The organism is Paenibacillus sp. BSR1-1 (assembly GCF_030403775.1).
Classification (GTDB): Bacteria; Bacillota; Bacilli; order Bacillales; family Cytobacillaceae; genus Neobacillus.
The window spans coordinates 114,270-138,554 of record NZ_JAQMWQ010000012.1; the positions used below are offsets into that span (position 1 = coordinate 114,270).

The window sequence follows — 24,285 nt, forward strand, 5'->3', positions numbered from 1 at the left end:
CTACACCATCTGACTTGGGAACACATACTCTTCCGGTTCCCGCTCGACTTTGTTGATTTGATCAAACAGCAATTCCGCTGCCTTCCGCCCCATTTCCGTGGCCGGCTGAACAATAAAAGAAATCGGTGTTTCGACTAAATGAGCAAACGGAATATTATCAAAGACGATTAGTTCAACATCCTTGCCAAGTGTAAGACCTTTTTCTTTTAAAAATTCCACAACCGCTAGAAAAACACGGTCATTTCCAGCAAACAAAGCGGTCGGCCGCTCCTTCAAGGAAAAGAGTTTTTCTAATTTGCCCTTCATTTCATCAATGCTGGATTCAATAATGAACTCATCGGTTACTTTTAAACCGGCATCGTTCATCGCTTTTTTATAGCCTTCCAATCGATCCCGCCGCGTACTAACCGTTAAGGGCTGCACCGCAAAGGCAATGTTTTGATGGCCCTTTGCAATCAAAGATTGAATGGCCTTATAGGTGGACATCACGTTATCGGTTAGCACCGAAAATGCATCGAGATTTTCTACCCTTCGATCGACAAACACGACTGGATAGCCTTGTTTAATCATGCTTTCATATAAATCATTATTTTGCCCAGTTGGAAAAATAATCAGGCCGTCGACCTGCTTAGCCCGCAGCATCTCAATATACCGCTTTTCTTTTTCCGGATTATCATCAGCGTTGCACACGATGGCGTGTAAATCGTGATCTTGGCAAAAGTCTTCAATCGCACGGCTTATCTCGGTTGATAAATAATGCATAATATTGGCCACGATGATGCCGACCATCGAGGTCCGCTTTTGCTTTAAGCTTCTGGCAATATAATTGGGCTGATAGCCCAGCTTTTCTATCGCTTCTTCAATTTTTTGTTTTGTTTTTTCACCCATGTATTCAAACCGTTTGTTGAGAAATTGCGAAACGGTACTTTTAGAGACACCGGCTTCTTTCGCTACATCTGCCATTGTTACTTTTTCCATACAATCCACTCTTTCAATCTGCTTCAATGACTTCATTTTAGCGATAAATCATCGGTTTTTCCAGTTTTGGTAAACAAGAGCCGGGCGCTCATTACCCGTGTAGCAAAAAATAGAGTTATCACGGTAAATGAAACCGCCTTTCATTGCCCTCGAAGCACGAACTACTGCTCTCGCGGTAAATGAAATCATCATTTCGGTTTCACTTACCTCCGTGCAATCTGAACCTCTTCCATCAACTTCCGAGCGTTTTGTGTGACCTCGAATAAATAGTCCTCAGTCAGTGCCGCGGCAGGATCAACCAAGGAAGTTCCTACACCAACCGCAACCGCTCCTGCACGAATATAATCCCTGGCATTTTGCAGGTTAATGCCTCCAGTTGGCATCAGCGGGATATGCGGCAGTGGACCGGCTACATTTTTAAAATAACCAGGCCCCACCGTTCCTGCAGGGAAAACCTTGATCACATCGGCACCGTGCTCATAGGCGTTTAGAATTTCCGTTGGAGTAAAGGCACCCGGCACACTAATTACCCCGTACCGTTTCGTCATCCGGATGGTTTCCACATTGACGGTTGGAGAAAAAACAAACTTCGATCCGGCCATAATAGCCGCCCGCGCTGTTTCTGGATCGAGGACAGTCCCTGCGCCAACTAACAATTCATCCCCAAATACATCTGCAGCCTTTTCAATAATCGCTAAGGCCTTCGGCGTTTCCATCGTAATTTCTAAAGCTGTGACGCCGCCTTCTTTAAGGGCGTTCGCCATTGGAATAATCGATTCAAGTGTGGCCCCGCGAATGACCGCAACAACTGCTCTATTTTTTAGTTCCTCAATACCCATTCAAAATCTCTCCCTTTAATGGCCAACAGCTTTAGAGATGGAACTCTAAAGCTGCAGCCAGTTTTATGCACTTATTTTGGCATTCCCAGATTCTGTTTGTTTTTTCGCTGACTTAACTGCCCATACCGTTAAAATAGCGGATAGGAATAGTGAGCCTGCCATGAAGATATAAGAAGCACCAAAACCACCAGTTGCTCCATTCAAGTAACCAACTGCATAAGAGCCAGCAAAGGAACCTAATGCACCCATACTGTTAATCAGGGCCATCGCTCCGCCGGCTACATTACGCGGCAGGATTTCAGGAATGATCGCAAAGAATGGACCATATGGAGCATACATCGCTCCGCCGGCGATCACTAATAATATGAACGAAATCCAGAAATGGTCTGTTCCAATCGCATAAGAGGCATAGAATGCAATCGCACCAATTAATAAAAACGGCCAAACAAATGCGTTTCGATTCAAGGTTTTATCAGAGAAATAAGAAGCAATTAACATAAGAATAATAGCTAAAATATAAGGAACTGAAGACAACCAGCCTGTTTTGACGATATCCATATTTGGTGCTGCTTTAATAATCGATGGAAGCCACATTACAAATCCATATACCCCAATGCTCCAAAGGAAGTATTGCGCACTTAACAAAATAACGGGTTTAGATTTAAAGGCCTCGCTATAATTTTTAACAGGTTTAATCCCTTCCTGTTCTTTTGCTAACTGTTGTTCAAAATCTTTCTTTTCTTGTTCGGTTAACCATTTTGCTTCTCTAGGTTTGTCATTGACAACCTTCCACCAAATAAATGCCCAAATAACGGCAGGAAGACCTTCAGCAATAAACATCCATCTCCAGCCAACGGAGTTCACTAAATAACCAGAAACAATCGACATCCATAATACCGTTGCAGGGTTTCCTAAAATTAAGAACGTATTCGCACGAGAGCGTTCTGCCTTCGTAAACCAGTTACTTAAAAGGACCAGCATGGAAGGCATAACGGCACTTTCTACGACGCCAAGAGCAAAGCGAATCACAAATAATAATTTAACATTTGAGATCATACCTGTAAAAGAAGCTAATAACCCCCAGGCAATCAATGACCAGAAAATGAGGACCTTCGCACTTTTTTTCTCGGCAAATGCGGCACCAGGTACTTGGAAAAAGAAATAACCTAAGAAGAAAAGAGAGCCTAGCAAGGAAGAAGTACCCGCTGTAATGTGAAGATCCTCGGCTAAACCTGAAGCCGCCCCGAAGCCATAGTTGGCACGGTCAAGATAGGCAAGACTGTAAGTAATGAAAGCAATCGGAATTAAGCGCAGCCATCTTTGTTTCGCAATCGTTTGTTTCATGTCATTTCACTCCCTGTAAATTTTCTTCTATATATTTTTGCAGTTGATAATAGGTTGGGTAGCCATCATTATCCCCCGGTGATTGAACAGCTAGAGAACCAATTGCATTTCCCCTTGCAACTGTTTCCTGAATCGAAAGTTTCTCCAAGAGTCCGCTAATGACACCAACAGCGAAGCCATCTCCGGCCCCAACCGTATCAATAACTGCTTTCACTTTAAAGCCTGGAACTGTTCCTTCTTCAAAAGCGGTTTTATAAAAGGCTCCTTCTTCCCCAAGCTTAATCACCACGAGCTCAACACCACTTTCTAAGTAAAAAGAAGCAATATCTCGCGGGTTCTTATAGCCAGTCAAGATTTCACCCTCTGTAATTCCCGGGAGCACATAGTTAGCTCGGAAGGCAACGGCATTGATTTGTTCCACCATTTCTTCTTTTGATGCCCAGAGTGATGGCCGTAAATTCGGATCAAACGAGACCGTTCGGCCATTATTTTTCATAAAAGATAAGGCATGTTTGGCATAGGCCCTAGCCTGTTCCGAAATGGCCAACGGAATCCCGGTCAAATGCAGGTGTTTCGCGGATTGAAAATAATCTTCATTGAAATCAGCGATTTGCAGGTGGCTTGCGGCCGAGCCTTTTCGGAAATATTGTACCTCAGGATCCCCCTCCAGCTCTCTGGATTTCAGTTGAAACCCAGTTGGATGCTGTTCATCGAGTAAAACCTGCTCAATGTTGACGTTTTCATTTTTAAGCCGTTCGATAATGAACCTTCCAAAAGGATCGCTGCCTACCTTACTGACCCAGCCAGCCCGAAGTCCCAGCCGGGCAAGGCCGATGGCCACATTGGTTTCCGCACCAGCAAGCTCGAGGGTGAATTGATTGATTTGGTGTAAGGAACCAGGCTGATTGGCCATAAACATCGCCATCGCTTCACCAAAGGTAATGACATCTAGCTGTTGCATGAAATTGCCTCGCTTTCTAATACTAATTCCGAGATTAAATCGATATAGTCCTTTGTTTTCTCCTTCGGCTCAATCGGGAATTCAAGCGCTTTCACCATCGTGCTTGGAAAATGCTGCATGACTTTTTTCCAGCTATGATTCCCTTCTCTTTGAAGTGGTATGGTGATCGGCCCTTCTTCCACTTGTTTTAAATGAAGATAAAGGACGTACGGTGCGAGTTTATCAAGAGCATCCTCTACACTTTGGCCAGAGTAATACCAGTTTCCAGCATCAAAGGTCATTTTAACGGGAACCATTTGGTCGGTAACGTTTTCAAAAAAGGATGCTAACTGGCTGACATTTCCGCCATGGGATGTCTGGTCATTTTCAACCAATAATTGAATGTTTTTGTATTGGTTTAGGTAAGCTGCGAGATCATTTATGTTTGAAGCATCATGTTGATAATGCCCGAGTGACACCTTAAGCCACTTTGCCCCCATCGTCATCGCTTCTTGAAAAATCTCAGTTAATTCTGTTTTATTTAATTGATGATTCTCTTTCCATAATTCAATGGGAGCGGAGTATACGGGAAAAAGTCCATTGCTTGCCATTTCACTTCGAATTTTATCTAGCTGCGGATCTTGGACCGGCAATAATTCACGGCGAATCTCGACCCCAAAAGCTCCTGATTGAGCAATAAGTTGGATAAAGGATTCCTGGCCATTCTCTAACACTTTGAATCTATCAAAAGCATTCAACGGAACAATCACGTTTTGCATGTTAAAGATCCTTTCTAAGCTGTAATTTGATAAATCGATTTACTAAACCGGTTTACTAAATCGATTTATTTTTATTATAAAGACAATGTAAGCGTTTTTCAAGAGGGGATTTTTTATTTTTTTAAAGAAGGGTGTGTTAAAAAAGCCATTTGATTTTTAACACTGTTGATTGGAGCGGAAGGCGCGAAGACTCCTCGAAAATGCTATCGCATTTCCTTCGTGCGTGGGCAGATTCGAGGAAGCAATTCAATGTCCTGCGGGAGTACGGGGCAGGGAAGACCCCGCAGGCGCTAAAGCGCCGAGGAGGCTTCCACGCCCGCGGAAAGCGAAGCACCTGGAGCGCAAATCAACAACCCGTATTAACTGAACTATAGAGAAAATAAAAACCCCTCTCATCACTTTAGTTTACAAAATGATAAAAGGGGTTTGTTGCATTTTTAAATGATTACAGGAACAAACCTACGATCGTTCCAGTTAAGACTGATCCCATTGTAGCTACTAACAATACCTTTAGACCAACCTTCGCTAACTCACTTGCCTTTTCACCATTGATAGCTTGTACCGTTCCTAAAATTATTCCAATAGATGAAAAGTTCGCGAATGATACTAAGAATGATGATACGATTCCTACAGTCTTATGAGACATATGAGGGATCATTTTCATGAAGTCTAACATCGCAACGAATTCATTAGCCGCTACCTTAGTACCCATGACAGAGCCGGCTTTGATAATCTCATTAGCTGGAATACCCATGATCCATGCGATTGGCGCAAATATATATCCAAGTACACCAGTAAAAGAGATACCGAAGATGGAAGTGAAAATCCAGTTAACGGCTGCAATCAATCCAACATAAGTGATAAGCATAGCACCAACGATTAACGCTGTCTTTCCGCCAAGCAATGTCCAGTTGCCGATTGCTTCGAAAAAAGATTTCTCAGGAATCATTCCCTTAATATCGATTATTTCATCTTCTTCTTTTCGGACAGGACATACGATCGTTGATAAGATAAGTCCGGAGAATACGTTAATTGGTAACGCTACTAATACGTACTCCGCCGGAATCATTTGCATGTATGCACCTAAGATTGAACAGCTGACCGCAACAAGTGAAGAAGTAACAACAACGAATAAGCGGTTGCCAGAAAGACTTGGAATGAATGATTTTACAGACAGGATAGCAGAAGTATCACCAAATACCATAGAATTCACCGCAACAAATGATTCGACCTTTGGCAATCCTGTTATTTTACTTACGGCACCGCCAATGTATTTAATCGCTAATGGCAATATTCTTGAATAAGTCAAAATACCTAAAATAGCGGTTACGAATACAATCATCATTAGAACATTTACAAAGAAATAATTCTTTCCTGCAAGGTCCCCGAATACGAAGGAGATACCGTCATTACCGAAAGAAAGAACTTTATTAAAGCCCGCTACGATCTTGTTTAGAACTTTTTTACCAATTGAAGTGTTCAGCATAAACCAGGCTATTAACAACTGAACGGCTGTCATGATCCCAACTGCACGATAATTGATGTTTTTCTTATCGTTTGACATCAACCAGGCTATACCCATGAGAACAAGGATTCCAATGATTCCAATTATGATTGACATATTATTTTACCTCCAAAGCATTGATTACAGGGATTGCTTCACTTCTTTTTTCTTTATTATTTGAAAGTTTCCATCTAAAAAAACTAACAATAAAATAAACATTAGCTAGAATTAATACACAGGTCCAAATTCGGTAGACATTTTGTGTATTCCAGACACCTAAAAAATATAGGAGCGCTGGGATGGTCAAGGTTACCCATGATTGAACAAAGGCAACCACTCCAATATAATGTTCAATTTTTTTATTAAGCGCATTTGATAAGAAGAACAGAAACCATAAAAATGTCCACATGCCCCATGTTAGTGCATTGACTGCATCATGAAAGTGAATAATAGATGTTAGGGTATACACAACACCAACTAAACTAACCCAGAGACTAAACCAACCGAGTCCACTGCCATTAAGTCCCTTTAATGCGGTGAACCCAACATATAAATAAGTTAAGCCAAATAAAAAAATTGATGCATTATTATAAAGCTCCCAATGATCTTGATTTGAAACAACGATCAAATAGGATGGGATAATTATTTGAAGGGTACCTACGAAAAGATTAAAGATACCTACACTTTTTGCATCCGCTTTCCCTAACAGCATAAGACTGTTTAGAAATAAGACAGCACCTGAAAGAAATAAACCAACAAAACCCATTATGTTCCTCCCTCACTTTATCCAAGGAATTTCTAACAAAAGATAGTTTTCCATGAAACGCTTTCACTCATTAAATACCTAAATAATATATCATACATTTTGAACAAAAGTTAAATTATATTTGAACCAAATTTTAATTTATTTTTTTCCATTTTCATTAAAAATGCCCATTCCAAAAGAACTCTAATAATAAAATACTCAAATTTATTTAAAAAGTATGAAACTTTGTAAAAGTCAGATGAAAAAATGTAAATATTAAGAACATAAAAAAAGCTGCCATAATGACAGCTTTGATTTATAATCCCTTATATTACGCTTCTTTAGGATATTATTGCAAACATAGACGAAGAGCTAAAGTCTTTTAAAATAATTTAAAATCTTGTCTAGTTTTTTCATTTGGTTTCCCCTTGGACTTTCCATATTCCCAAATTCAAAGAACTTCACTTTCTTAATCCCCACGAAATTAAATAAGGCTCTTTTCATTAGGATTTTATGTGCATTATTCAACCAAAAAAGTGGATAGTGCTCAGGTCCCTTCATGGTAGATATACAAATTACGGACTTTCCTTTCAGCAGCCCTTCGGGGAAATATCCCTTTTTATCTTTATAGGCAAAATTGGAGGCAAATAATTGGTCGATATATCCCAAAAGCATCGCGGGAGGTCTTCCCCACCAAATAGGGTAGATAAAAACAATCTTGTCGGCCCATGTAAGTTGCTGTCTATATTTTTCAATATTAGGATCAGTATGCATATCTCGTCTTCGTTTTAGTTCGTTAAACAATAGAAGTGGGTTAAAACCCTCATCATATAAATCTAACACCTGTAACTCTTTAACATGAGGATTCTCTTTACTGCCTTTGATAACGTTTTGTAAAAATGCATAATTTAAACTATTATGATTTGGATACGTATAAACAATTAACATTTTCATAAGGCACCTCTTAATTATCATTTGATAACTAAATTGTAGCATCCTTATATTTAATTATCAATTGATAATTGTTTTTTGATAACTATTTTGTTATCTTGTCTTTATGAGGTGAGGTCATGAACAAAAAAGAACTTTTTTACAAGCTCGTATCATTTACAGCTGCTGTTCATCGTGTAACAAATGAATTAACGAAAAATGCAAAGCCAGATTCAATTTCGCAAGTTCAATATAATATTCTTGAATTTATCGCAGTGAATCAGCCTGTAACTCCTAGTGAAATTAACGATTGTCAAAATATGTCTATGTCAAACACTAGTCGTGAGCTTAGCAAGTTAAGTGAGAAAAAATTAATTGAAAAGATGATTGATAGCAAGGACCGACGAAAACAATATGTTCGTCTATCACAGAATGGGGAAGTTGCAATGAAAGAAGCATTTGCTGTAATTGAAACCCGTTTCCTAAATCGAATACAAAATGCTTCTAAAGAAGATTTAATAGAGATTGAACTTGCAATCGATACGCTTCATAAAAAATTATTCCATCCTTAAGCATAGATTTTCATTTTCAGTTGATGAATAAAAAAAGTGAGTACTTGGCTTTTACCAATACTCACTTTTTTCTTTATTTCCTGCCCTACGGATTAGTTAATTCGTCCTTCTTCTCTTAATATTTGTTCGAAGGCCCCTACGACTTCCTTATCATAATGAGTGCCTGCCAGTCTCTTTAGTTCATCTATTGCAATCTGTTCTTTAAACGCTTTTCTATATGCTCGATCTTCTGTCATTGCATCGAATGTATCACTCACAGCAATAATTCTTGCTTCTAAAAGGATGTCATCTTCACTTAATCCATATGGGTACCCAGTGCCGTTTAATTTTTCATGATGCTGTTCAATAATAGGTGCCAGTTCCTTATAATAGGAATTTTTTATCATTTCTGCACCTACTACAGGGTGTTTCTTGATTATTTCAAATTCTTCGTCTGTTAAACGCCCAGGCTTATTTAAAATCTCAATTGGCACATGAATTTTCCCAATGTCATGAAGTACTGCAGCCACAGTTAAATTCTCTAATTGTACTTTACTTAGTTTTAATTTTTTTGCTATTTTCACAGAATACTTTGCCACTCGATCACTATGCTTATATGTATATCTATCTTTTAATTCTACTTGTTTCGTAATTTCCATAAGAGTAGATATGTCATTACTTATATGAACAAAGGTTTGTTCCGTAAAAACGCATAATAAGGTTACTTTCGATAAGGCAGTAAAGTGGATTGGATCTTTAAGACTTCTTGCGGAAAAATAATCTTCAGGACCTAATGTATGCTGTTTATTATCAAGTTCACAAACGACTTGGCCAGATAATAGATAATAAAACTCCAGAGCGTTAGCGTTCTCGCTTGGATAAACATAGAACATTCTTCCTTCTTCTATCTCTTGGTGGATAATTTCAACCCCATCGCCACGAGTTAACAAACTAAATACTCCATTTTTTTCAAAATCTACTTTTTCGACAAAAGATCCCTTTTTTCCAAGCATAAAGCCTTCCATAGTATCCCGCCTTAATACGAATAAAAACGAGCTCAATAAGAACTCGTTTTTATTTTACTATATATTTTTCAGAAATGTGAAATAAATTTAGCACCCGACTATTCTAATAGGATCAATCCATACCCACTTATCTGCAAAGCGGACAAGTTTCCAAGAACATTCAGCCTGAACACCTTTTTCTGCAGCTTTTTTAATAGTTTCATCAGACATTTTAAGTGTTACTTCATATACATCAAATATGACCTTATCTAAATCCTTTGTAAAACGTGATGTTTTTTCATCATACTTTGTTGATTTTTCATTCAACTTCTGATTAAGCTTATTAATTTTTTCTTCTATCTTTTGAGCGTCTTTATCATTCCCAGACATTAGCTTCCCTGTAACATCATTAATTTCCTGATTAATCTCTGTTATTTTACTATTAATTTTTGCCTGTTCCTCTTCTAGCCTGGTATTAATTTCTGCTAATTTCTTATTTAATTCTTCTTGTTTTTTTACATCGTTCTTTGCAGATTCTAAATCAGATAAGGCCTTTTCTCTTTCACCTTTTAATTTTACGACTTGATCTCCTTCCTCGATTTTGCGAATGTCAAGAAGGTAATCGGATTGCAATTGATCTGCTTTTCCTACTGCATCTTCTATCTTTTTATCAATTTCCTTGTTCGTCTTTTCAATTAGTTCAATAGCTTTTTGATAATCATTTTCGGCGGCAAAAGTCGGAGAACCAATTCCTAAAAATACTGCAGCTGAAAACAAAATCGACAATACTTTTTTCATAATATTGCTTCACACCCCATTTTTCTATTTTAGACGAAAAAAAGACCCGAAGTACTAAAAGGGCCTTTCATCATTTCGCAACTGGCTGGCGTGGTAGATTCCTACTTTAGCCCCTATAGCTTTGCGCCCATATCCTTTAAGATAGGTTGCCCTCTGAGTCTATTTTATTATCTATTATTATTATAAAGGGTAGAATTTCCCAAATCTATGTCTATTTTTGTAATATTTTGTATTTCTCGAAAAATGTTTATAATTTTGTAAAATTTTAGCGAGATTAAGCGGCTGCAGGATTATGATGAGGTAATTAAGCATAAATAAAAAAATACCGGAATTATGTGTAAATTATATAATCCCCATGATGCTCTGTTTTATTTGCAAAAAATCCCCTTGGTATTACTCAATCTTTTTTTCAAAAATAAATACAGATACAGCCATATCCTCTTCAATCTTGGCATCCGAAAATAAATGAAGCAGCTTTGAACCCACAATCTCCTCCATTCCTTCAGGTATTTTCTTCTTATATATTTCCCGAATCATTTCGGTTCGGGCACTATGTATTACTTTTTTACCCTCTTGAGATTGTGCAATAAATTTTTCTGTCGGAGTTAGAATACCATACATGGTTGTGATCGCCATATTATCCACGAAATTAGTAAAAATTCGCTCGGGTCCCTTTCCAAAAATCTCTTTCCGCATTTTTCGTACTATATCATTAAACGCTGTTTCCTTTTTCCCCATGTCTCTCCTCCTATAACTCGATACTATACAATCTAGTCTACAAAAAATGGGACCAATCCTAAATTTGTCTTGTTTTTCCGCTTGAGAGGAGTATAATCAATGCTGTTGGACAAAATTTAGACAAAATTTATTGATGGAGCCCTAATAAAACTTTTTGTTAGAACTCTATTTATTATTTCCAATGGAATGATTTATTAGTAGGCAATGCTAATTGATTACTCCACCACAAATGTCGTCAGATTGGACGATTTCTTGTGGTGGAGTTTTTTGTTTTAAAAATGGAAAATGATATTTTTCTCTCTTGCGAGGTTTCTTCAACGCTCGTATTTGTGTCTGAAGAGATTAGGAAAATAAAATATTTGTATTAGGAGGTTTTCTAAAGGAATGTCTTGGATCGTCCTTCATTTTATTGGAATTATTTCATATGCAGCAAGCGGGGCCTTTGTAGCCCTTGAAGTAGAATATTCCTTTGTTGGTGTTTACGCATTGGGTTTAACCACAGCCTTTGGTGGAGGGCTCGTACGAAATTTGATTATCGGTGTCCCTGTTACAGAGCTTTGGGACCATTCCATCATTTTAACGGTTTTATTAACGCTGACATTCATCGTATTATTACCGCTAAAGTGGATTAATCATTGGAAGCGGTGGAGTTTATTTTTTGATTCCATTGGTCTTGCTTCCTTCGCTCTTCAAGGAGCAATGTCAGCCCATGAGTTTTTTTCTAATGATTTGGGCGTAATGGTCTTGGCGTCGATGTTTACCGGCGTTGGAGGGGGTATGATTCGAGACATCATAGCGTCCCGAAAACCCCTAGCTTTAAAGGAAGAAATTCATGCGATTTTAACGATTTTATGCGCCATATGTATTTGGCTGGGTTGGAGCACCCCTATTCAGTTGACGCTGATAGTCCTTATTGTAATAGCTTTACGCATGTCTGCTATTCACTATCAGTGGAGGCTCCACCTGCCCTGCAATCATAAAAAGGGCAGGAAAACACAGATACGTATTTCTTTAGGCAGAAAATCCATAGAAAGCCAATCTATCAAAAAAGCAAATAAAGATTTACCAGCCCAATTCTGATCAATATCACTTTACTATTTAAGTTTAAAAATCATAAAAAGATAAATAATTAGTCCGTACCAGTGCCTAGGTCTGTTTTTTAAATAGCCCGCATAAATTCATGCGGGCTTTCCTTTATCTTAAATTTTCACAGTTTGTCGTAATTACCTTCTTACACGAATGGCAGCTGTCTTTTAACAAACGTTCCATTATTTCTAAGTACCCTGGATGGTAAAATTAACTTTCTACCGTCTTCGCAATAACTGCGCCAACAACTAACCCCCAGACAGGGGCACTTATATGGAGAAATGATACCTCCGACAACGTGACGAGAAACGCAAATAATGCGCTTAAGCGGTATTTGTTTCCGGTGAAGCCCATCTGCAGGCTGGACAACAGTACTCCGATTAACGCAAAGCCTGCTAGCAATGACACAAATGCTTTCGGTAACAATTGGATAAAAGGTACAATTTTCCATGCAAATACCCCAAACAATAGTGTCAAAACACCTGATACCAATGATGCAACATACCGCTTTGATTTAATGCCCGCATCAGAATCAGAACAAATGGCGGTCATCATACCAGCGATGTTCGCACATTGCCCTCCCAAAAAACCTGTAATAATTGAAAAAACACCACCTGCAGAAACAATTTTTCGAATTGGAGGTTCAAATCCCGAACTTTCAAGCGCACCTATTCCAGCAGCCACATCATTACTAAGTATTAACATGGCCAAAGGAAGGGCCAGGGTTACCATCCCCATCCAAGTAAATTCCGGCTTTTGGATTGATGGCACGAAAAAACCAATCTCCTTTGATGTCAACGTCAGTTGTTGGGTAAGAAACAATGCAATAAACGCGACTACCACAGCGATCAAAACCGGTGGAATACGTTTTAAGAATTTTGTTCCTATAAAAAAACTAACCAAGGCTGGCCAACCAACCCATGGCAACGTTTTAACACTTGGGACAATCTGGACCACATAACTGGTGACAAGGCCTGCGAGCATTGCCGCAATAACTTCTTTCGGAACCCATTTAATTATTTTTGTAAAAAGTCCGGATAACCCAATGAGCAAAATCAACACCCCTGATAGCACATATCCGCCAATAAGCTGCGGATAAGTAAAATGGGTTGTCACTGTTGCCAAAAAGGCAACTCCTGAAATCGAGTGGCCTCCGGCTATTGGAATTCTAAACAACAGCGGCATGACGATTCCAAATAATCCGCCAAATACATAGACAGCAAATATCCAATTAATCGTTTGCTGACCTGTGAAATGCCCCGCTGCAGCGGCCTGTAGAATGATTACAGCCGGCCCTGTCATTACCAATGTACTAGAAATTAAGCCGGAAGATACGTTTTGACCCGTTATATCTTGAAAAAATGATTTTCCAAAGTTTTTGTGCTTGTCTTTATATTGTTGTTCTTCACTCTTTTTATTGGCCAGCCCCATTTTTTCTACTCCTTTCCATTAAGGGTGGACTCTTACTAGGAACCCCATATTTCTCCCTTGATTTCATAAAAAAGCAGAGGAGGAATCCTCTGCTTCTAAACCCGCTTCTATATGCCTAAGAGGAAATGGTGAAATCCTAGTAAGCTTTGCGGACAAGTTCAATTAAATCTTTTTCTGTTGGTACCCTTGGGTTATTGCGGACAAGACGCTCAATTCCTAGAGTTTTCCTTCCAATTTCATCAAGGTTCTCTTCCTTAATACCGATTTGGTTAAGGTTTGTTGGCAGGCCGATATCTTTAAGAAGTTGCAGGATTGCTTCGCCTGCAGATTTTGCTGCATCGTGTTTGCTCATTTGAGTAGTTTGGACACCAAATGCTTGCGCAATCTTAATCATTTTATCAGGTACAACAGAAGCGTTAAAGTCCATTACATATGGCATCATTAAACCAGTAACTTCGCCATGTGGAGAATGTACCAGCCCGCCGATTGGGTAGCCAAGTGCATGTGAAAGAGCGGTTCCGGCATTTGAGAATGCCATTCCTGCAAGCATACTTGCTAGCAGCATATTTGACCTTGCCTCAAGATTTGTTCCTTGGCGGACAGCAAGCACAAGATTTTCCGCAATCAATTCAATTGCCTGTATGGCAAGGGCGTCACTTACTGGCTGTGAGCCTTGGAATAAAATTTTTCCAGTTGCTGCAACGCTTGAAAATGGTTTTGCAGTATATGCCTCAATTGCGTGCGATAATGCATCAATACCAGTACATGCCGTTACATATGGCGGTAAACCAACTGTTAATTCAGGATCTAATAACGCAACAGTTGGACGAAGGTAATTATCAGAAATACCTACTTTCAATTGATTTTCAGTGTCAGTAACAACGGCTACGGATGTTACTTCTGAACCTGTTCCGGCAGTCGTTGGGATTGCAATCATTGGTGCAACTGGTCCAGGAACCTTGAATTCCCCAAAATAGTCCCTTGGATTTCCTCCATGAGCCATCAACAAGGCTGTTACTTTAGCTAAATCAATAGCGCTTCCGCCGCCTAACCCAATGATAACGTCTGTATCCAGCTTCGACTTCGCAAATTCATAGCATCCTAGTGCGACTTCAATTGAAGGCTCAGCCTGTGCATCCGCAAAAATTTCAATCTTTAAGTCACTTCCATCTAAAGCGGCTGTCACTTTATCAAGAATCCCAGCCTTTTTGATTCCTGGGTCTGTAATGATAAACACACTTTTTGCGTGTAGTTCGGCAACGATTTCAGTTAATTGATTGATAGATCCAGGACCAAAAACGATTCGTTGAGTAGAAGCAAATTCCCATACATTTCTCATATTCTCACCTTATTTTTAATAAATTCGTTTATTAAACTTGCCTGATGAATGAAGCGAAAGAAGCTCGCTACGGAAGGTCCGGGAATCTCCTCGGCGGTTGACGCGATTGCGGGGGTCTGCCTTGACCTGCTTTTTCCGCCAGGAGTCCCGCGCCTTACGCTCAAAATCAACATAGTGCCAAAAACAACAATGAGCTTAATTAAGCCTATAAATCTATAACAATAATTTTTTCGTCAGTCATTTCTTGGATTGCTGCATGAGGCCCTTCTTTTCCTATACCGCTGTCTTTCACACCGCCATAAGGCATAACGTCAGCGCGATAGGTTGATACATTATTAATAATGACCCCGCCAAAATGTAATTTATAGCTTGCTTGCATCGCAATGTCTAAATTTGAAGTAAACACACCCGCCTGCAGGCCATATTTCGTATCATTTGCCAATTTGAATGCTTCTTCGATATCTTCATATGAAAGGATACTGATAACCGGTGCAAATACTTCTTCACAAACCACCTTCATATCTTTTGTAACATTTGTGACAACTGCCGGACGAATAATGGCTCCTTCTCTTTCCCCGCCAAAAACTTGTGCCCCATTTTCACGAGCCTCATTCAGCCAAGCTTCAACACGTACAGCATCTTTTTCAGAAATAACTGGACCAATATCACTGGCAGGATCCCTGGGATCGCCTACTATTAAGGATTTAGCAAATTGAACGGCTTTTTCCACAAACACATCATAAATGTCTTTATGAACATAAATCCGCTGAACCGAAATACAAGCTTGTCCTGCATTAAAGAAGCCTCTCGAGACACATAGCTCAACAGCCCTGTCTAAATCAGCAACGTCCTTATGAACAATATTTGGAGAATTGTTCCCAAGCTCAAGTGTAACCTTGCGAATACCAGTACTATTTTTAATCAATTTTCCAACGGTTGGGCTGCCCGTAAAGGTATACATGGCAATTCGCTCATCTTCGAGCAGATATTGCCCTGTCGTATGGCCCCAGCCATTAATGACATTGATAAAACCATTTGGCAGACCGGCTTCAGTAAAGATCTCCACAAGTTTACAAGCAGTAATCGGTGTTTTTTCGGCGGGTTTTAGGACAATCGTATTCCCTGCAGCAATTGCCGGACCAATTTTATGAACAACAAGATTAAATGGGAAATTAAATGGGGTAATGGCTCCAATAACCCCTACAGGAACACGGATGGTAAAAGCAAGTTTATTGGCGTCATCATGCTGGCTTAATGGAATCCCTTGACCGCTGATTCGCTTTGCCTCTTCTGCTGAAGCAATCAGAGTCTGAATTCCACGCTCGATTTCGCCCCTTGCCTCTTTAATTACTTTTCCTGTTTCTTGTGTAATTGTAAGAGCCAGCTCTTCTTTCCTTTCTCTTACAATGTCAACTACCTTCAGCAATATTTCCGAACGTTGTGCCGGGGATAGTTTAATCGTTTGGAATGTTTCATAAGCATTGTCAATTGCTTCTGTTACTTCTTCCCTTGTTGCAATCGCTACTTTGGCAATTTCTTTTCCTGTAAACTTATCAAAAACAGGTAAAGTTTCAGTTGAGTTTTTCCAAGTACCATTTACATAGTTTCCATATACTGAAAGGGTTTTAACTTCTGTCATTATTTCGTCCTCCCAAAATGAACTCCTTAGGTGTCATGGTTACCCCTATTCAATCACCTGGTGTGTTTCATTCATTTACTTCATCTAATTACTTTAAAACGTTTTTTAGATCACCAAGTCCTTCAATGGAAATAACCATTTCGTCACCAGATTTAAGCCATACTTGCTTCTCTTCTGGATATCCAAGGATAACACCATCTGGAGTTCCTGTGTAAATAACATCGCCAGGTTTTAATGTCATATATTGAGAAATGTAGCTGATGATGGTAGCACAATTAAAAATCATGCTTTGTGTATTCATGCTTTGGCGTAGTTCACCATTTACTCTGCATTCCACTTGTAAGTTATTTGGGTCAACCTCATCAGCCGTTGTTACATATGGTCCAACTGGTGCAAAACCATCCGGGCTCTTTCCCAGTAACCATTGGCCAGTTCTAAATTGCAAGTCACGGGATGACACATCATTTCCAACGCTGTAGCCAAAGACATAGGATAATGCCTCTTCTTCAGAAACACTTTTTGCTTCCTTTCCAATGACAACAACAAGCTCTGCTTCATAATCCATTTTCTCTACTCCGTCTGGAATAGCAACATCTTCTAAGTGGGCAGCTAACGCATTGTTGAATTTGCTAAATAAAATTGGCGAGGTTGGAATATCCATTTTTGACTCTTTTGCGTGGTCAACATAATTTAAGCCAACACATATGATTTTTTCAGGAGTTGAAACAACTGGGGCGTATTGAATTCCTTCTTCAGCAAAGAAAAGTTCTTTTCTGCCCTCTTCAGCAGCTCGATTGATAAGGCTTTGAAGTAAACCTTGGCCATCTTCTAAGGTGATTACTTGTTGAACACTTGTCGGTACAGAAACCTCAAATACTTTTCCAGCTTCTTTTACATTAAAAATGCCTTGTTCTGTTTTTACTCCAAGTTGTACTTGATTTTCTTTTACAAATTGTAATAATTTCATAACTTATTTCCTCCAATTTCTTCTACTAATACAGCTTCCATCCACTGTCCCTCTTAGACTATTAAACAACATTGCTTTGTTGAAGCAGAGGGGAGTGTGTCTCCCCTGCTGCCACACTAGCATTATACGAACTGTGATTGTTCAAACTCGCTAATTAAAGCAGCTTCCAGACCTGCTTCATTTGCTAATTCTACTAATTGATCAAATACAGCATCAGGGAGATTGATACCCGCTGTTACATTTTTCTCTTTGTTTAAATGCTCGATCTCTCCTGGCATAAAGATTCCGCTTGATCCTTCGGCTAATGGAGTATCTTTAATAAAGCTAGTATAACGTTGTACAGCTTGATAGAATATTGCCGGTTCGATAAATGCATCAATTCGGATCGCCATAAAGAAGTGGCTTACACAGTTAGGATTTTCAATATCGTTGTACATCGAGTTAATTTCGTTTCCAATTGCACCGCCGCTTAATAATGCAGACAAAACATCAACTATAATGGCCAAAGAGTATCCTTTTGGACCGCCAACAGGGAATAAGAAACCGCCATTCACTACTTTTTCCGGGTCAGTTGTTGATTTACCAGTCGAATCAACAGCCCATCCTTCCGGAATAGATTCCCCTTTATTTTTTGCATTAATAATTTTCCCTAGCGGAACAGTGCTCGTTGCCATATCCACCACAATTGGCCTTGCATCACCTGAAGGAACAACAATGGATATTGGGTTATTACCAATTCTTGCAGCTGCTCCACCAGGGGGCGGCATTAATGGCTCAACATTACTGAATGAAAAACCAATCATATTTTTCTCTTGGATTTTTGATGCCCAGTAAGCAGCTGCACCGTAGTGATTACTGTTACGAACAGTTACAGCACTAATCGCATTTTTCTCTGCTTTTTCCAAAAGGATATCAATTGCTTTCTTTGAAACTACTTGTCCTAATCCATCCCTACCATCGAGAACGGCTGTGCTTGCTGTTTCCTTAATGATTTGCACATCAGCCGCTCCCGGTATAACACCATTTTGCAGACGGCTTAGATAGATTGGGAGTCTCATTACGCCGTGGCTGCTTACGCCGCGAAGATCCGCGTCCACTAAAGAAGCAGCTGTTACCTGTGCATCTTCAGTTGGAACATTATTTTTTTCAAGAATACCTGCTACTACTTTTTCCAGTGTTACTGGTTGTACATTATGAAATCCGTTCATTGTTTAACCCTCCTGAAACTTTCACTTCAATTTTTTCATTTCTAAGCAAGACAATGTATAAGACAACTGAAAGCGCACCGATTACTCCTGCTAAAACAAGAGCGGCTACGAAGTTATGCAATTTATCAGCTAAAAAGCCTGTTAAAATTGGAGCAATCCATCCAGAAATGTTACCGATAAAGTTTTGCATACCTGCAAGTGTACCTACCATGTTTTTTGGCGCAATATCAGCAACGATTGCCCAAGAACCGCCGTTAGCAAACATCATTCCGCCTAGAGAAAGGGAGATTAAGGCAAGAGCGGCAAACACATCTGTTACGAAAGCAGCTGGAATGATAGCAAGTGAAAGAACCATCCCAATGGTCATATTCATTTTCCGTGCTGAGATAGGTGCCCAGCCCTTTTTAATCAGTCTGTCAGATAAATAGCCGCCCAAAATGGCGCCAATAGATGCAGCAATCCATGGTATTACTGAGTTAAATCCTGCTTTTAATAGAGTCATATGACGTTCGATAACCAGATAGGTTGGCAGCCATGTAAGCATTAAATATAGTAGATAATCTTGGGCAAACAATCCGAACAGAATGCCCCAAACATTACGATAGCGAAGAAGGTGGTACCACTTTAAGCCATTAGACTTTTCTTCCGCAGTTTCAAGCTTGTTCCCATCTAAGATATAGTCTAATTCTGCTTTATTGACGCTCTTGTCTTCAGAAGGCTTGTTTTTAAAAGTTGCAAGCCAAACTAGTCCCCAAATGATACCTATTACACCTGTTACAATAAATGAAGTTCTCCAACCATAGGTTTGAACAACCCATGCTACAACTGGTGTTGTCAACCCTGAACCAACCGCAATACCCATTGAAAATAATCCATTAGCAATTCCACGTTCTTTTGAAGGAAGCCAATCAGAGATTACGCGTGTGTTTGTTGGAAATGCTGGAGCTTCACCAATACCCATAAGGGCACGAATACCAAGTAACATTCCAACGGAACGGCCTGCTGCAGTAAACGCACTAAATATTGACCACCAAATAATTGCAACCCCATATGTAACTTTTGGTCCTAATTTATCAACAATCCCTCCCACTGGAATCTGCATTAATGCATATGTCCAGAAAAACGCCGACCCAAGCAAACCAAATTCTGTTTTACTTAAGCCAATACTTTTCATCATATCTGGACCAGCAATACCAAGGTTCGCCCGATCCATGTAGTTTATTGAAGTTGCTAAAAATATTAGAAAGACAACTGTCCATCTCTTGTTTGATCGTTTCATTCCTTCATCCCCTTCGTAAGTAAGGCATAATTTAGATAAACGGAAACGTTTACAATTCCAATCCTAAAAAAAGGAATCGCTCGCAATAATATTGGATGGTGAAAAATGAAAACAAGTTTGCTAGAATATAAATAAACTAGTTTTGTTGTCATCGGGCAACAGACTAATTATGGGGAGTAATGTATTAGGGTCGCCAAACCAGTTTACACATTGCTCCTTCCATTAAATTAACCTCTAGATTCTTTATACATTGTGCAATAATATTCTTTTGTTTTTTCAAGATGGAATCTTAAGTGATTTTTCGCTGTTCCGTCTTTTAACCCCGAAATAATTTTCCTGTGTTCTTCAATTACTTCTTCTCTTCTAGAATGATGATCCAAAACTCGAATACCTACTCGGAGCATAATATCCGAAACCTGATCTGCAACCGTTTTTAACCGGCTATTATTAGTGAGTTTATATAAGAGATCATGAAAATCTCGATCTAATGTCATGAACTCCAGATTAGATTGGATCTTTTCATCAATCTCCATTTTATTGAGGTTTTCTTCTAACTGATCTGCCTTAAACTTTATATTGTGATCAAATCCATATTCTAGAATACCGGGTTCAACAATAAGACGTAATTCAAACAATTCATGAAGGTCATCCAATGTAATCGGTTTCACATATGTCCCTTTATAAGGGACTGTATAAACCCATCCTTCAGATTCTAAAATTTGAAGCGCTTCCCTAAACGGCGTACGGCTAATGTTAAACTTTTCCTGGACAAGTTTCTCAGTGATCGCGTCATGGTCCCTGAAAATGCCACTAATGATTGCTTCTTTGATAATGTTATACGCCTGAATTTTTAATGGAGCTGGAATGGAAAGGTTCACTGTTGTCTCACCTCCTTATGTATAATTCGATAATATATCAGTTACCTATTACGTTTTAACTAATATATCATATATTATATATCATATATTAGTCGTAATTTTTTCAAAAATCAATATTTATCTAGCGAATTTTCAAAAATTTCTGTTAAAATTGTGATTGTTTTCACAATACATTAGCTATCTTGGCAAGCAAAATTATTATTTCTGAGGTCGCGTCGACTTTAGAATCAAATATATAATTACCTTTTTGGAAAATTACGGTCATATTCCCTTGGACACAAGGGCCGCCCATGCTAATATTGCATTATTAAATCAGTGAGGTGGAGAAATTGAAAAACAAAGTCATTTTACTTGCTTCCGATCAGCTTGGCAATGGCAATCCAGAACTAGGCGAAGGAATATTAGAAACCTTCTTTACTATCCTTAAGCAAAAGGAAGAGCTGCCCGCAGCTATTTTTTGTATGAATCGCGGAGTGTTTACATTAACGGACAGCTCGCTAGTTTCTCTTCAATTAAAAGAACTGGAAGAAAAGGGTATTGACATTCTTGGTTGTAAAACTTGTGTTGACTTTTATGAACTGAACGATAAGCTCGTAGTCGGGAAAATCAGTGGAATGGCCCATTTTATTGACCTAGCCTCTAAATATGAAGTAATTACATTATCTTGATTTTGGATATATTTAGTCATAAAAAAACTGCACCTACAATTATTAGATACAACTAAAAATTGAGGTGCAGTTGATTACTGTGATTTTCATATTCTTTCACATATTCTTTCAATTATAATTACATTTTTTAAATTCTCAAGTCATAAATCAAACGAATCACTCCAGTCAACATTGTTAAAAAACAAAAACAGCGGTGCCCTTTAAAGGCGCCGCTGCAGCTTTATACCACTATTACTGCATGGCCTTCCAGAACTCCCCGGCCACTACTTGATAACCCAATAAACTTAGGTGAATATTGAGCGGGTTTGGAATATAGTCCGCCAAATTACTTACATTGATTACTTGAGCTGTTGGGACAAAGGCATCCCCGTGCTGAACCGACTGAGCTTGAATTTGCGCATTTAAAGCTTGTAATAATTGACTTAACTGTTCTTTTTGCACCGGATCAGTTATATATGGGAATGGGTTGTAATAGCCCATCACATATACCTTTACATTTGGATTTAGTTGATCAATTGTGCCTAGAATCGTGCTGATTTTTCCAGCAATGGCTGCTATCGCTGCAGGTGCTTGAGCCGGATCTTTTTGAACGACAGGAAGCAAATCATTTGCCCCAATATCCAGGGTAAGATGAGTTGCTTTTTGTATTTTTTCTTGAACATCTTCTCTCTCTAAATCTGCTAAGATATTATCCGTTGTATATCCCGAAACACCGAAGTTTGCAAAGTCAAGCAGTTGATACGATTTGGCAAAATTCGCGGCAATATAATTCGGATATCCCCAATCTGGATCTACTCCATTTACAGGAAGTCGATCCTGACCATCTGGAGTCATACCCGCTGCCAGCGAATCCCCTAACGCCACATAATTGACCTGAATCCATGCGCCATCCGGACCTAATTTATAACCTTTAATGACCGTATCAGACGCCATATCTCCATTTTGATTGAAGAAATACCATTTGCCGTCAATTTGCTGCCAGCCAATCACCATCGCTCCACTATCCGAAAGGAAGTATTTTTTTCCTGATAACTCCTGCCAGCCTGTTTTCATCGCTCCCGAATAATCGAGGTAATACCATGCTCCTCCAGTATTGAGCCAGCCCGTCTTCATGGATCCATCACGATTTAAGTAGTACCACGAACCGTCAGACTTTACCCAGCCTGTTTTCATGGCACCTGTTGAATCGAGGTAATACCATTTGCCATTATCATGAAGCCAGCCAGTGTATTTCCCGCTTGTTGCATAGAAGTACCAGGTGCCATTCGTAAAAACCCAGCCACGTGGAGGGATTTCATTCCAAACCAGACTTGAAATTTTATTAATGGTTTCAATTCCATAAGATAAGGATTTATTATTCGTTGTTAGAACCGCAATCACATAGTTTTTCCCTTGGCCATTTACATATCCGACACTATTAACATACGATCCGGAATCGGCCCAGCCATTTTTTAAAGCTACACTTACTCCTGAAGGGAGCCCGGCGCCCGTACCCCAGCGTTGATCTGCTCGTACGTTCCGCATCAGATTAAGACCGTATGCCCTCTGGGAATCTGTTAATAATGTATTAGAATAGGCAAAGTATTTCATCATGGTAAGCTGGTCCTGAACAGTTGTGGTGGTGCGCCCCCACCATCCGCCCGTACCGGCAACCGTATTGGTCATCCCTGCTTTTTGAAAAAAGGGCTGGACGCTTTTTTCGCTGCCTAACTGCCGCCATATGGTACTTGCAGCGCTGTTATCACTGTTTTCTATCATTTTAGTAAGCAATGAATTTTCATTGCTTGTGATTGGGATCTTTTGATAGAGTACATCAGCGAGCATCGACATTTTCACGATACTCATCGTTTGGTAGGTTTTTGAAGGGTTATATGTATAGGTTTTACCTGTGTTTGCATCGTAAACCCCAACAGACACCGTGTTGCTTCTAGAAGCAAGGTAACTGGTTACATCAGAGCCCAATATCGTTGATGCCTGCACAGGAATTTTGGCATACAACAGCATGGCCATTCCCACAATGACACATGCGACTATTTTCTTATAGGATTTCATTTTCAACTTCCTTTCTAACTATCTATGAATCTATTATATAATGCTGAAACACTTTTAAAAAATAGTTTTTCCCTTTAATTGGTATATAGTGATGTTATAATAAAGTAGTTAACTTGAAATAATTTGAATTTTCGTGGGTGATTATATGAAAATTTCAATAGAAGAAATAAACAAAACACTGGAAGAAGAAATCCTGATTAGGTGTCATGAGGTGGATGACGAAATCGATGAAATCGTCACCAAGCTGAAAACGGAGAACCCCATTGTACTCGGATATCAAAATGATAAAGTCCATCGCATTAAGCTTAGTGATATCTACTATTTCGAGGCAGTTGATGGTAAGGTTTTTGGTTACTGCAAGGACAACATTTTTGAGGTAAAACAAAAGCTTTATGAATTAGAGGAATTCTGCAGAGGAAAGAACTGTTTTCGTGCATCCAAGTCCACGATCTTGAACATAGCCAAAATTTCATCCATTCATCCGTCCATAAGCGGCCGATTCGAAGCGGTGCTTGATAACAGGGAACATGCTATTGTATCGAGGCAGTATGTGCCTGTCCTAAAAAAAATGCTTGGATTGTAACAGGA

The 24,285-nt window shown here is 39.2% G+C and carries 23 protein-coding genes and 1 riboswitch; of the genes, 4 read left to right on the forward strand and 19 right to left on the reverse strand.

The window, feature by feature from the left end; genetic code table 11:
• From PH210_RS17325 to PH210_RS17360, 8 genes are all read right to left on the reverse strand, one after another.
• A complete protein-coding gene (locus PH210_RS17325; RefSeq protein ID WP_289987273.1) occupies positions 1 to 978 on the reverse strand; it encodes a LacI family DNA-binding transcriptional regulator in 978 nt (325 codons plus the stop codon).
• Positions 979 to 1,181: 203 nt separating this feature from the next.
• Positions 1,182 to 1,817 carry a bifunctional 4-hydroxy-2-oxoglutarate aldolase/2-dehydro-3-deoxy-phosphogluconate aldolase gene (locus tag PH210_RS17330; RefSeq protein ID WP_289987275.1) on the reverse strand — a complete coding sequence of 212 codons (636 nt, stop codon included), beginning with the start codon at positions 1,815 to 1,817 and terminating at the stop codon, positions 1,182 to 1,184.
• Positions 1,818 to 1,880: 63 nt separating this feature from the next.
• Positions 1,881 to 3,161, reverse strand: coding sequence for an MFS transporter (locus PH210_RS17335; RefSeq protein ID WP_289987277.1), 1,281 nt, complete (start codon positions 3,159 to 3,161; stop codon positions 1,881 to 1,883).
• A gap of 1 nt (position 3,162) precedes the next feature.
• Positions 3,163 to 4,122 carry a sugar kinase gene (locus tag PH210_RS17340; RefSeq protein ID WP_289987279.1) on the reverse strand — a complete coding sequence of 320 codons (960 nt, stop codon included), beginning with the start codon at positions 4,120 to 4,122 and terminating at the stop codon, positions 3,163 to 3,165.
• Positions 4,110 to 4,880, reverse strand: a complete 771-nt coding sequence (locus tag PH210_RS17345) for a sugar phosphate isomerase/epimerase family protein (protein WP_289987281.1) — start codon at positions 4,878 to 4,880, stop codon at positions 4,110 to 4,112. The genes PH210_RS17340 and PH210_RS17345 overlap by 13 nt, the downstream gene beginning before the upstream one ends.
• A 445-nt stretch (positions 4,881 to 5,325) precedes the next feature.
• Positions 5,326 to 6,501 carry a NupC/NupG family nucleoside CNT transporter gene (locus PH210_RS17350; RefSeq protein WP_289987282.1) on the reverse strand — a complete coding sequence of 392 codons (1,176 nt, stop codon included), beginning with the start codon at positions 6,499 to 6,501 and terminating at the stop codon, positions 5,326 to 5,328.
• 1 nt (position 6,502) lies between these two features.
• Positions 6,503 to 7,150, reverse strand: coding sequence for an AmiS/UreI family transporter (locus PH210_RS17355; protein ID WP_289987284.1), 648 nt, complete (start codon positions 7,148 to 7,150; stop codon positions 6,503 to 6,505).
• 351 nt (positions 7,151 to 7,501) lie between these two features.
• Entirely contained in the window at positions 7,502 to 8,083 is a 582-nt protein-coding gene (locus PH210_RS17360; RefSeq protein ID WP_289987285.1) for an NAD(P)H-dependent oxidoreductase, read from the reverse strand.
• 116 nt (positions 8,084 to 8,199) lie between these two features.
• Between PH210_RS17360 and PH210_RS17365 the strand changes: the two genes are divergently transcribed.
• Complete coding sequence (locus tag PH210_RS17365) at positions 8,200 to 8,631, forward strand: MarR family winged helix-turn-helix transcriptional regulator (protein WP_289987287.1); 432 nt, start codon at positions 8,200 to 8,202, stop codon at positions 8,629 to 8,631.
• Between the two features lie 92 nt (positions 8,632 to 8,723).
• Here PH210_RS17365 and PH210_RS17370 read toward each other — a convergent pair whose 3' ends face one another.
• From PH210_RS17370 to PH210_RS17380, 3 genes are all read right to left on the reverse strand, one after another.
• Entirely contained in the window at positions 8,724 to 9,635 is a 912-nt protein-coding gene (locus PH210_RS17370) for an HD-GYP domain-containing protein (protein WP_289987288.1), read from the reverse strand.
• Positions 9,636 to 9,722: 87 nt separating this feature from the next.
• Positions 9,723 to 10,412 (reverse strand): hypothetical protein, encoded by a 690-nt coding sequence (locus PH210_RS17375; protein ID WP_289987290.1) that lies wholly within the window; start codon positions 10,410 to 10,412, stop codon positions 9,723 to 9,725.
• A gap of 73 nt (positions 10,413 to 10,485) precedes the next feature.
• A riboswitch (cyclic di-GMP riboswitch) is annotated at positions 10,486 to 10,573 on the reverse strand.
• Between the two features lie 232 nt (positions 10,574 to 10,805).
• Positions 10,806 to 11,150 carry a Na-translocating system protein MpsC family protein gene (locus PH210_RS17380; RefSeq protein WP_289987292.1) on the reverse strand — a complete coding sequence of 115 codons (345 nt, stop codon included), beginning with the start codon at positions 11,148 to 11,150 and terminating at the stop codon, positions 10,806 to 10,808.
• Positions 11,151 to 11,534: 384 nt separating this feature from the next.
• Between PH210_RS17380 and PH210_RS17385 the strand changes: the two genes are divergently transcribed.
• On the forward strand, positions 11,535 to 12,230 hold the full coding sequence (locus PH210_RS17385) for a trimeric intracellular cation channel family protein (protein WP_289987293.1): 696 nt from the start codon (positions 11,535 to 11,537) through the stop codon (positions 12,228 to 12,230).
• A 216-nt stretch (positions 12,231 to 12,446) separates the two neighbouring features.
• On the opposite strand, the gene PH210_RS17390 is transcribed toward PH210_RS17385, so the two are convergent.
• The 7 genes from PH210_RS17390 to PH210_RS17420 all read right to left on the reverse strand — a co-directional run bounded on the left by PH210_RS17390 (position 12,447) and on the right by PH210_RS17420 (position 20,977).
• Positions 12,447 to 13,667 (reverse strand): benzoate/H(+) symporter BenE family transporter, encoded by a 1,221-nt coding sequence (locus PH210_RS17390; protein ID WP_289987295.1) that lies wholly within the window; start codon positions 13,665 to 13,667, stop codon positions 12,447 to 12,449.
• A gap of 136 nt (positions 13,668 to 13,803) precedes the next feature.
• A complete protein-coding gene (locus PH210_RS17395) occupies positions 13,804 to 15,006 on the reverse strand; it encodes a hydroxyacid-oxoacid transhydrogenase (RefSeq protein ID WP_289987297.1) in 1,203 nt (400 codons plus the stop codon).
• Positions 15,007 to 15,211: 205 nt separating this feature from the next.
• Positions 15,212 to 16,645 (reverse strand): aldehyde dehydrogenase family protein, encoded by a 1,434-nt coding sequence (locus PH210_RS17400; RefSeq protein WP_289987300.1) that lies wholly within the window; start codon positions 16,643 to 16,645, stop codon positions 15,212 to 15,214.
• 88 nt (positions 16,646 to 16,733) lie between these two features.
• Positions 16,734 to 17,612 (reverse strand): fumarylacetoacetate hydrolase family protein, encoded by an 879-nt coding sequence (locus tag PH210_RS17405; protein WP_289987302.1) that lies wholly within the window; start codon positions 17,610 to 17,612, stop codon positions 16,734 to 16,736.
• A 122-nt stretch (positions 17,613 to 17,734) separates the two neighbouring features.
• Entirely contained in the window at positions 17,735 to 18,820 is a 1,086-nt protein-coding gene (locus PH210_RS17410) for an Ldh family oxidoreductase (protein ID WP_289987303.1), read from the reverse strand.
• Entirely contained in the window at positions 18,804 to 20,099 is a 1,296-nt protein-coding gene (locus PH210_RS17415) for an MFS transporter (protein ID WP_289987304.1), read from the reverse strand. The genes PH210_RS17410 and PH210_RS17415 overlap by 17 nt, the downstream gene beginning before the upstream one ends.
• Before the next feature lie 227 nt (positions 20,100 to 20,326).
• Positions 20,327 to 20,977 carry a GntR family transcriptional regulator gene (locus PH210_RS17420; RefSeq protein ID WP_289987305.1) on the reverse strand — a complete coding sequence of 217 codons (651 nt, stop codon included), beginning with the start codon at positions 20,975 to 20,977 and terminating at the stop codon, positions 20,327 to 20,329.
• 329 nt (positions 20,978 to 21,306) lie between these two features.
• Between PH210_RS17420 and PH210_RS17425 the strand changes: the two genes are divergently transcribed.
• Positions 21,307 to 21,645, forward strand: coding sequence for a DsrE family protein (locus PH210_RS17425; protein WP_289987306.1), 339 nt, complete (start codon positions 21,307 to 21,309; stop codon positions 21,643 to 21,645).
• 231 nt (positions 21,646 to 21,876) lie between these two features.
• Here the strand turns inward: PH210_RS17425 and PH210_RS17430 are convergent, their stop codons facing one another.
• A complete protein-coding gene (locus tag PH210_RS17430) occupies positions 21,877 to 23,697 on the reverse strand; it encodes a serine hydrolase (RefSeq protein ID WP_289987307.1) in 1,821 nt (606 codons plus the stop codon).
• 145 nt (positions 23,698 to 23,842) lie between these two features.
• Between PH210_RS17430 and PH210_RS17435 the strand changes: the two genes are divergently transcribed.
• Complete coding sequence (locus PH210_RS17435) at positions 23,843 to 24,280, forward strand: LytTR family DNA-binding domain-containing protein (protein ID WP_289987308.1); 438 nt, start codon at positions 23,843 to 23,845, stop codon at positions 24,278 to 24,280.
• The last annotated feature ends 5 nt before the right edge of the window (positions 24,281 to 24,285 follow it).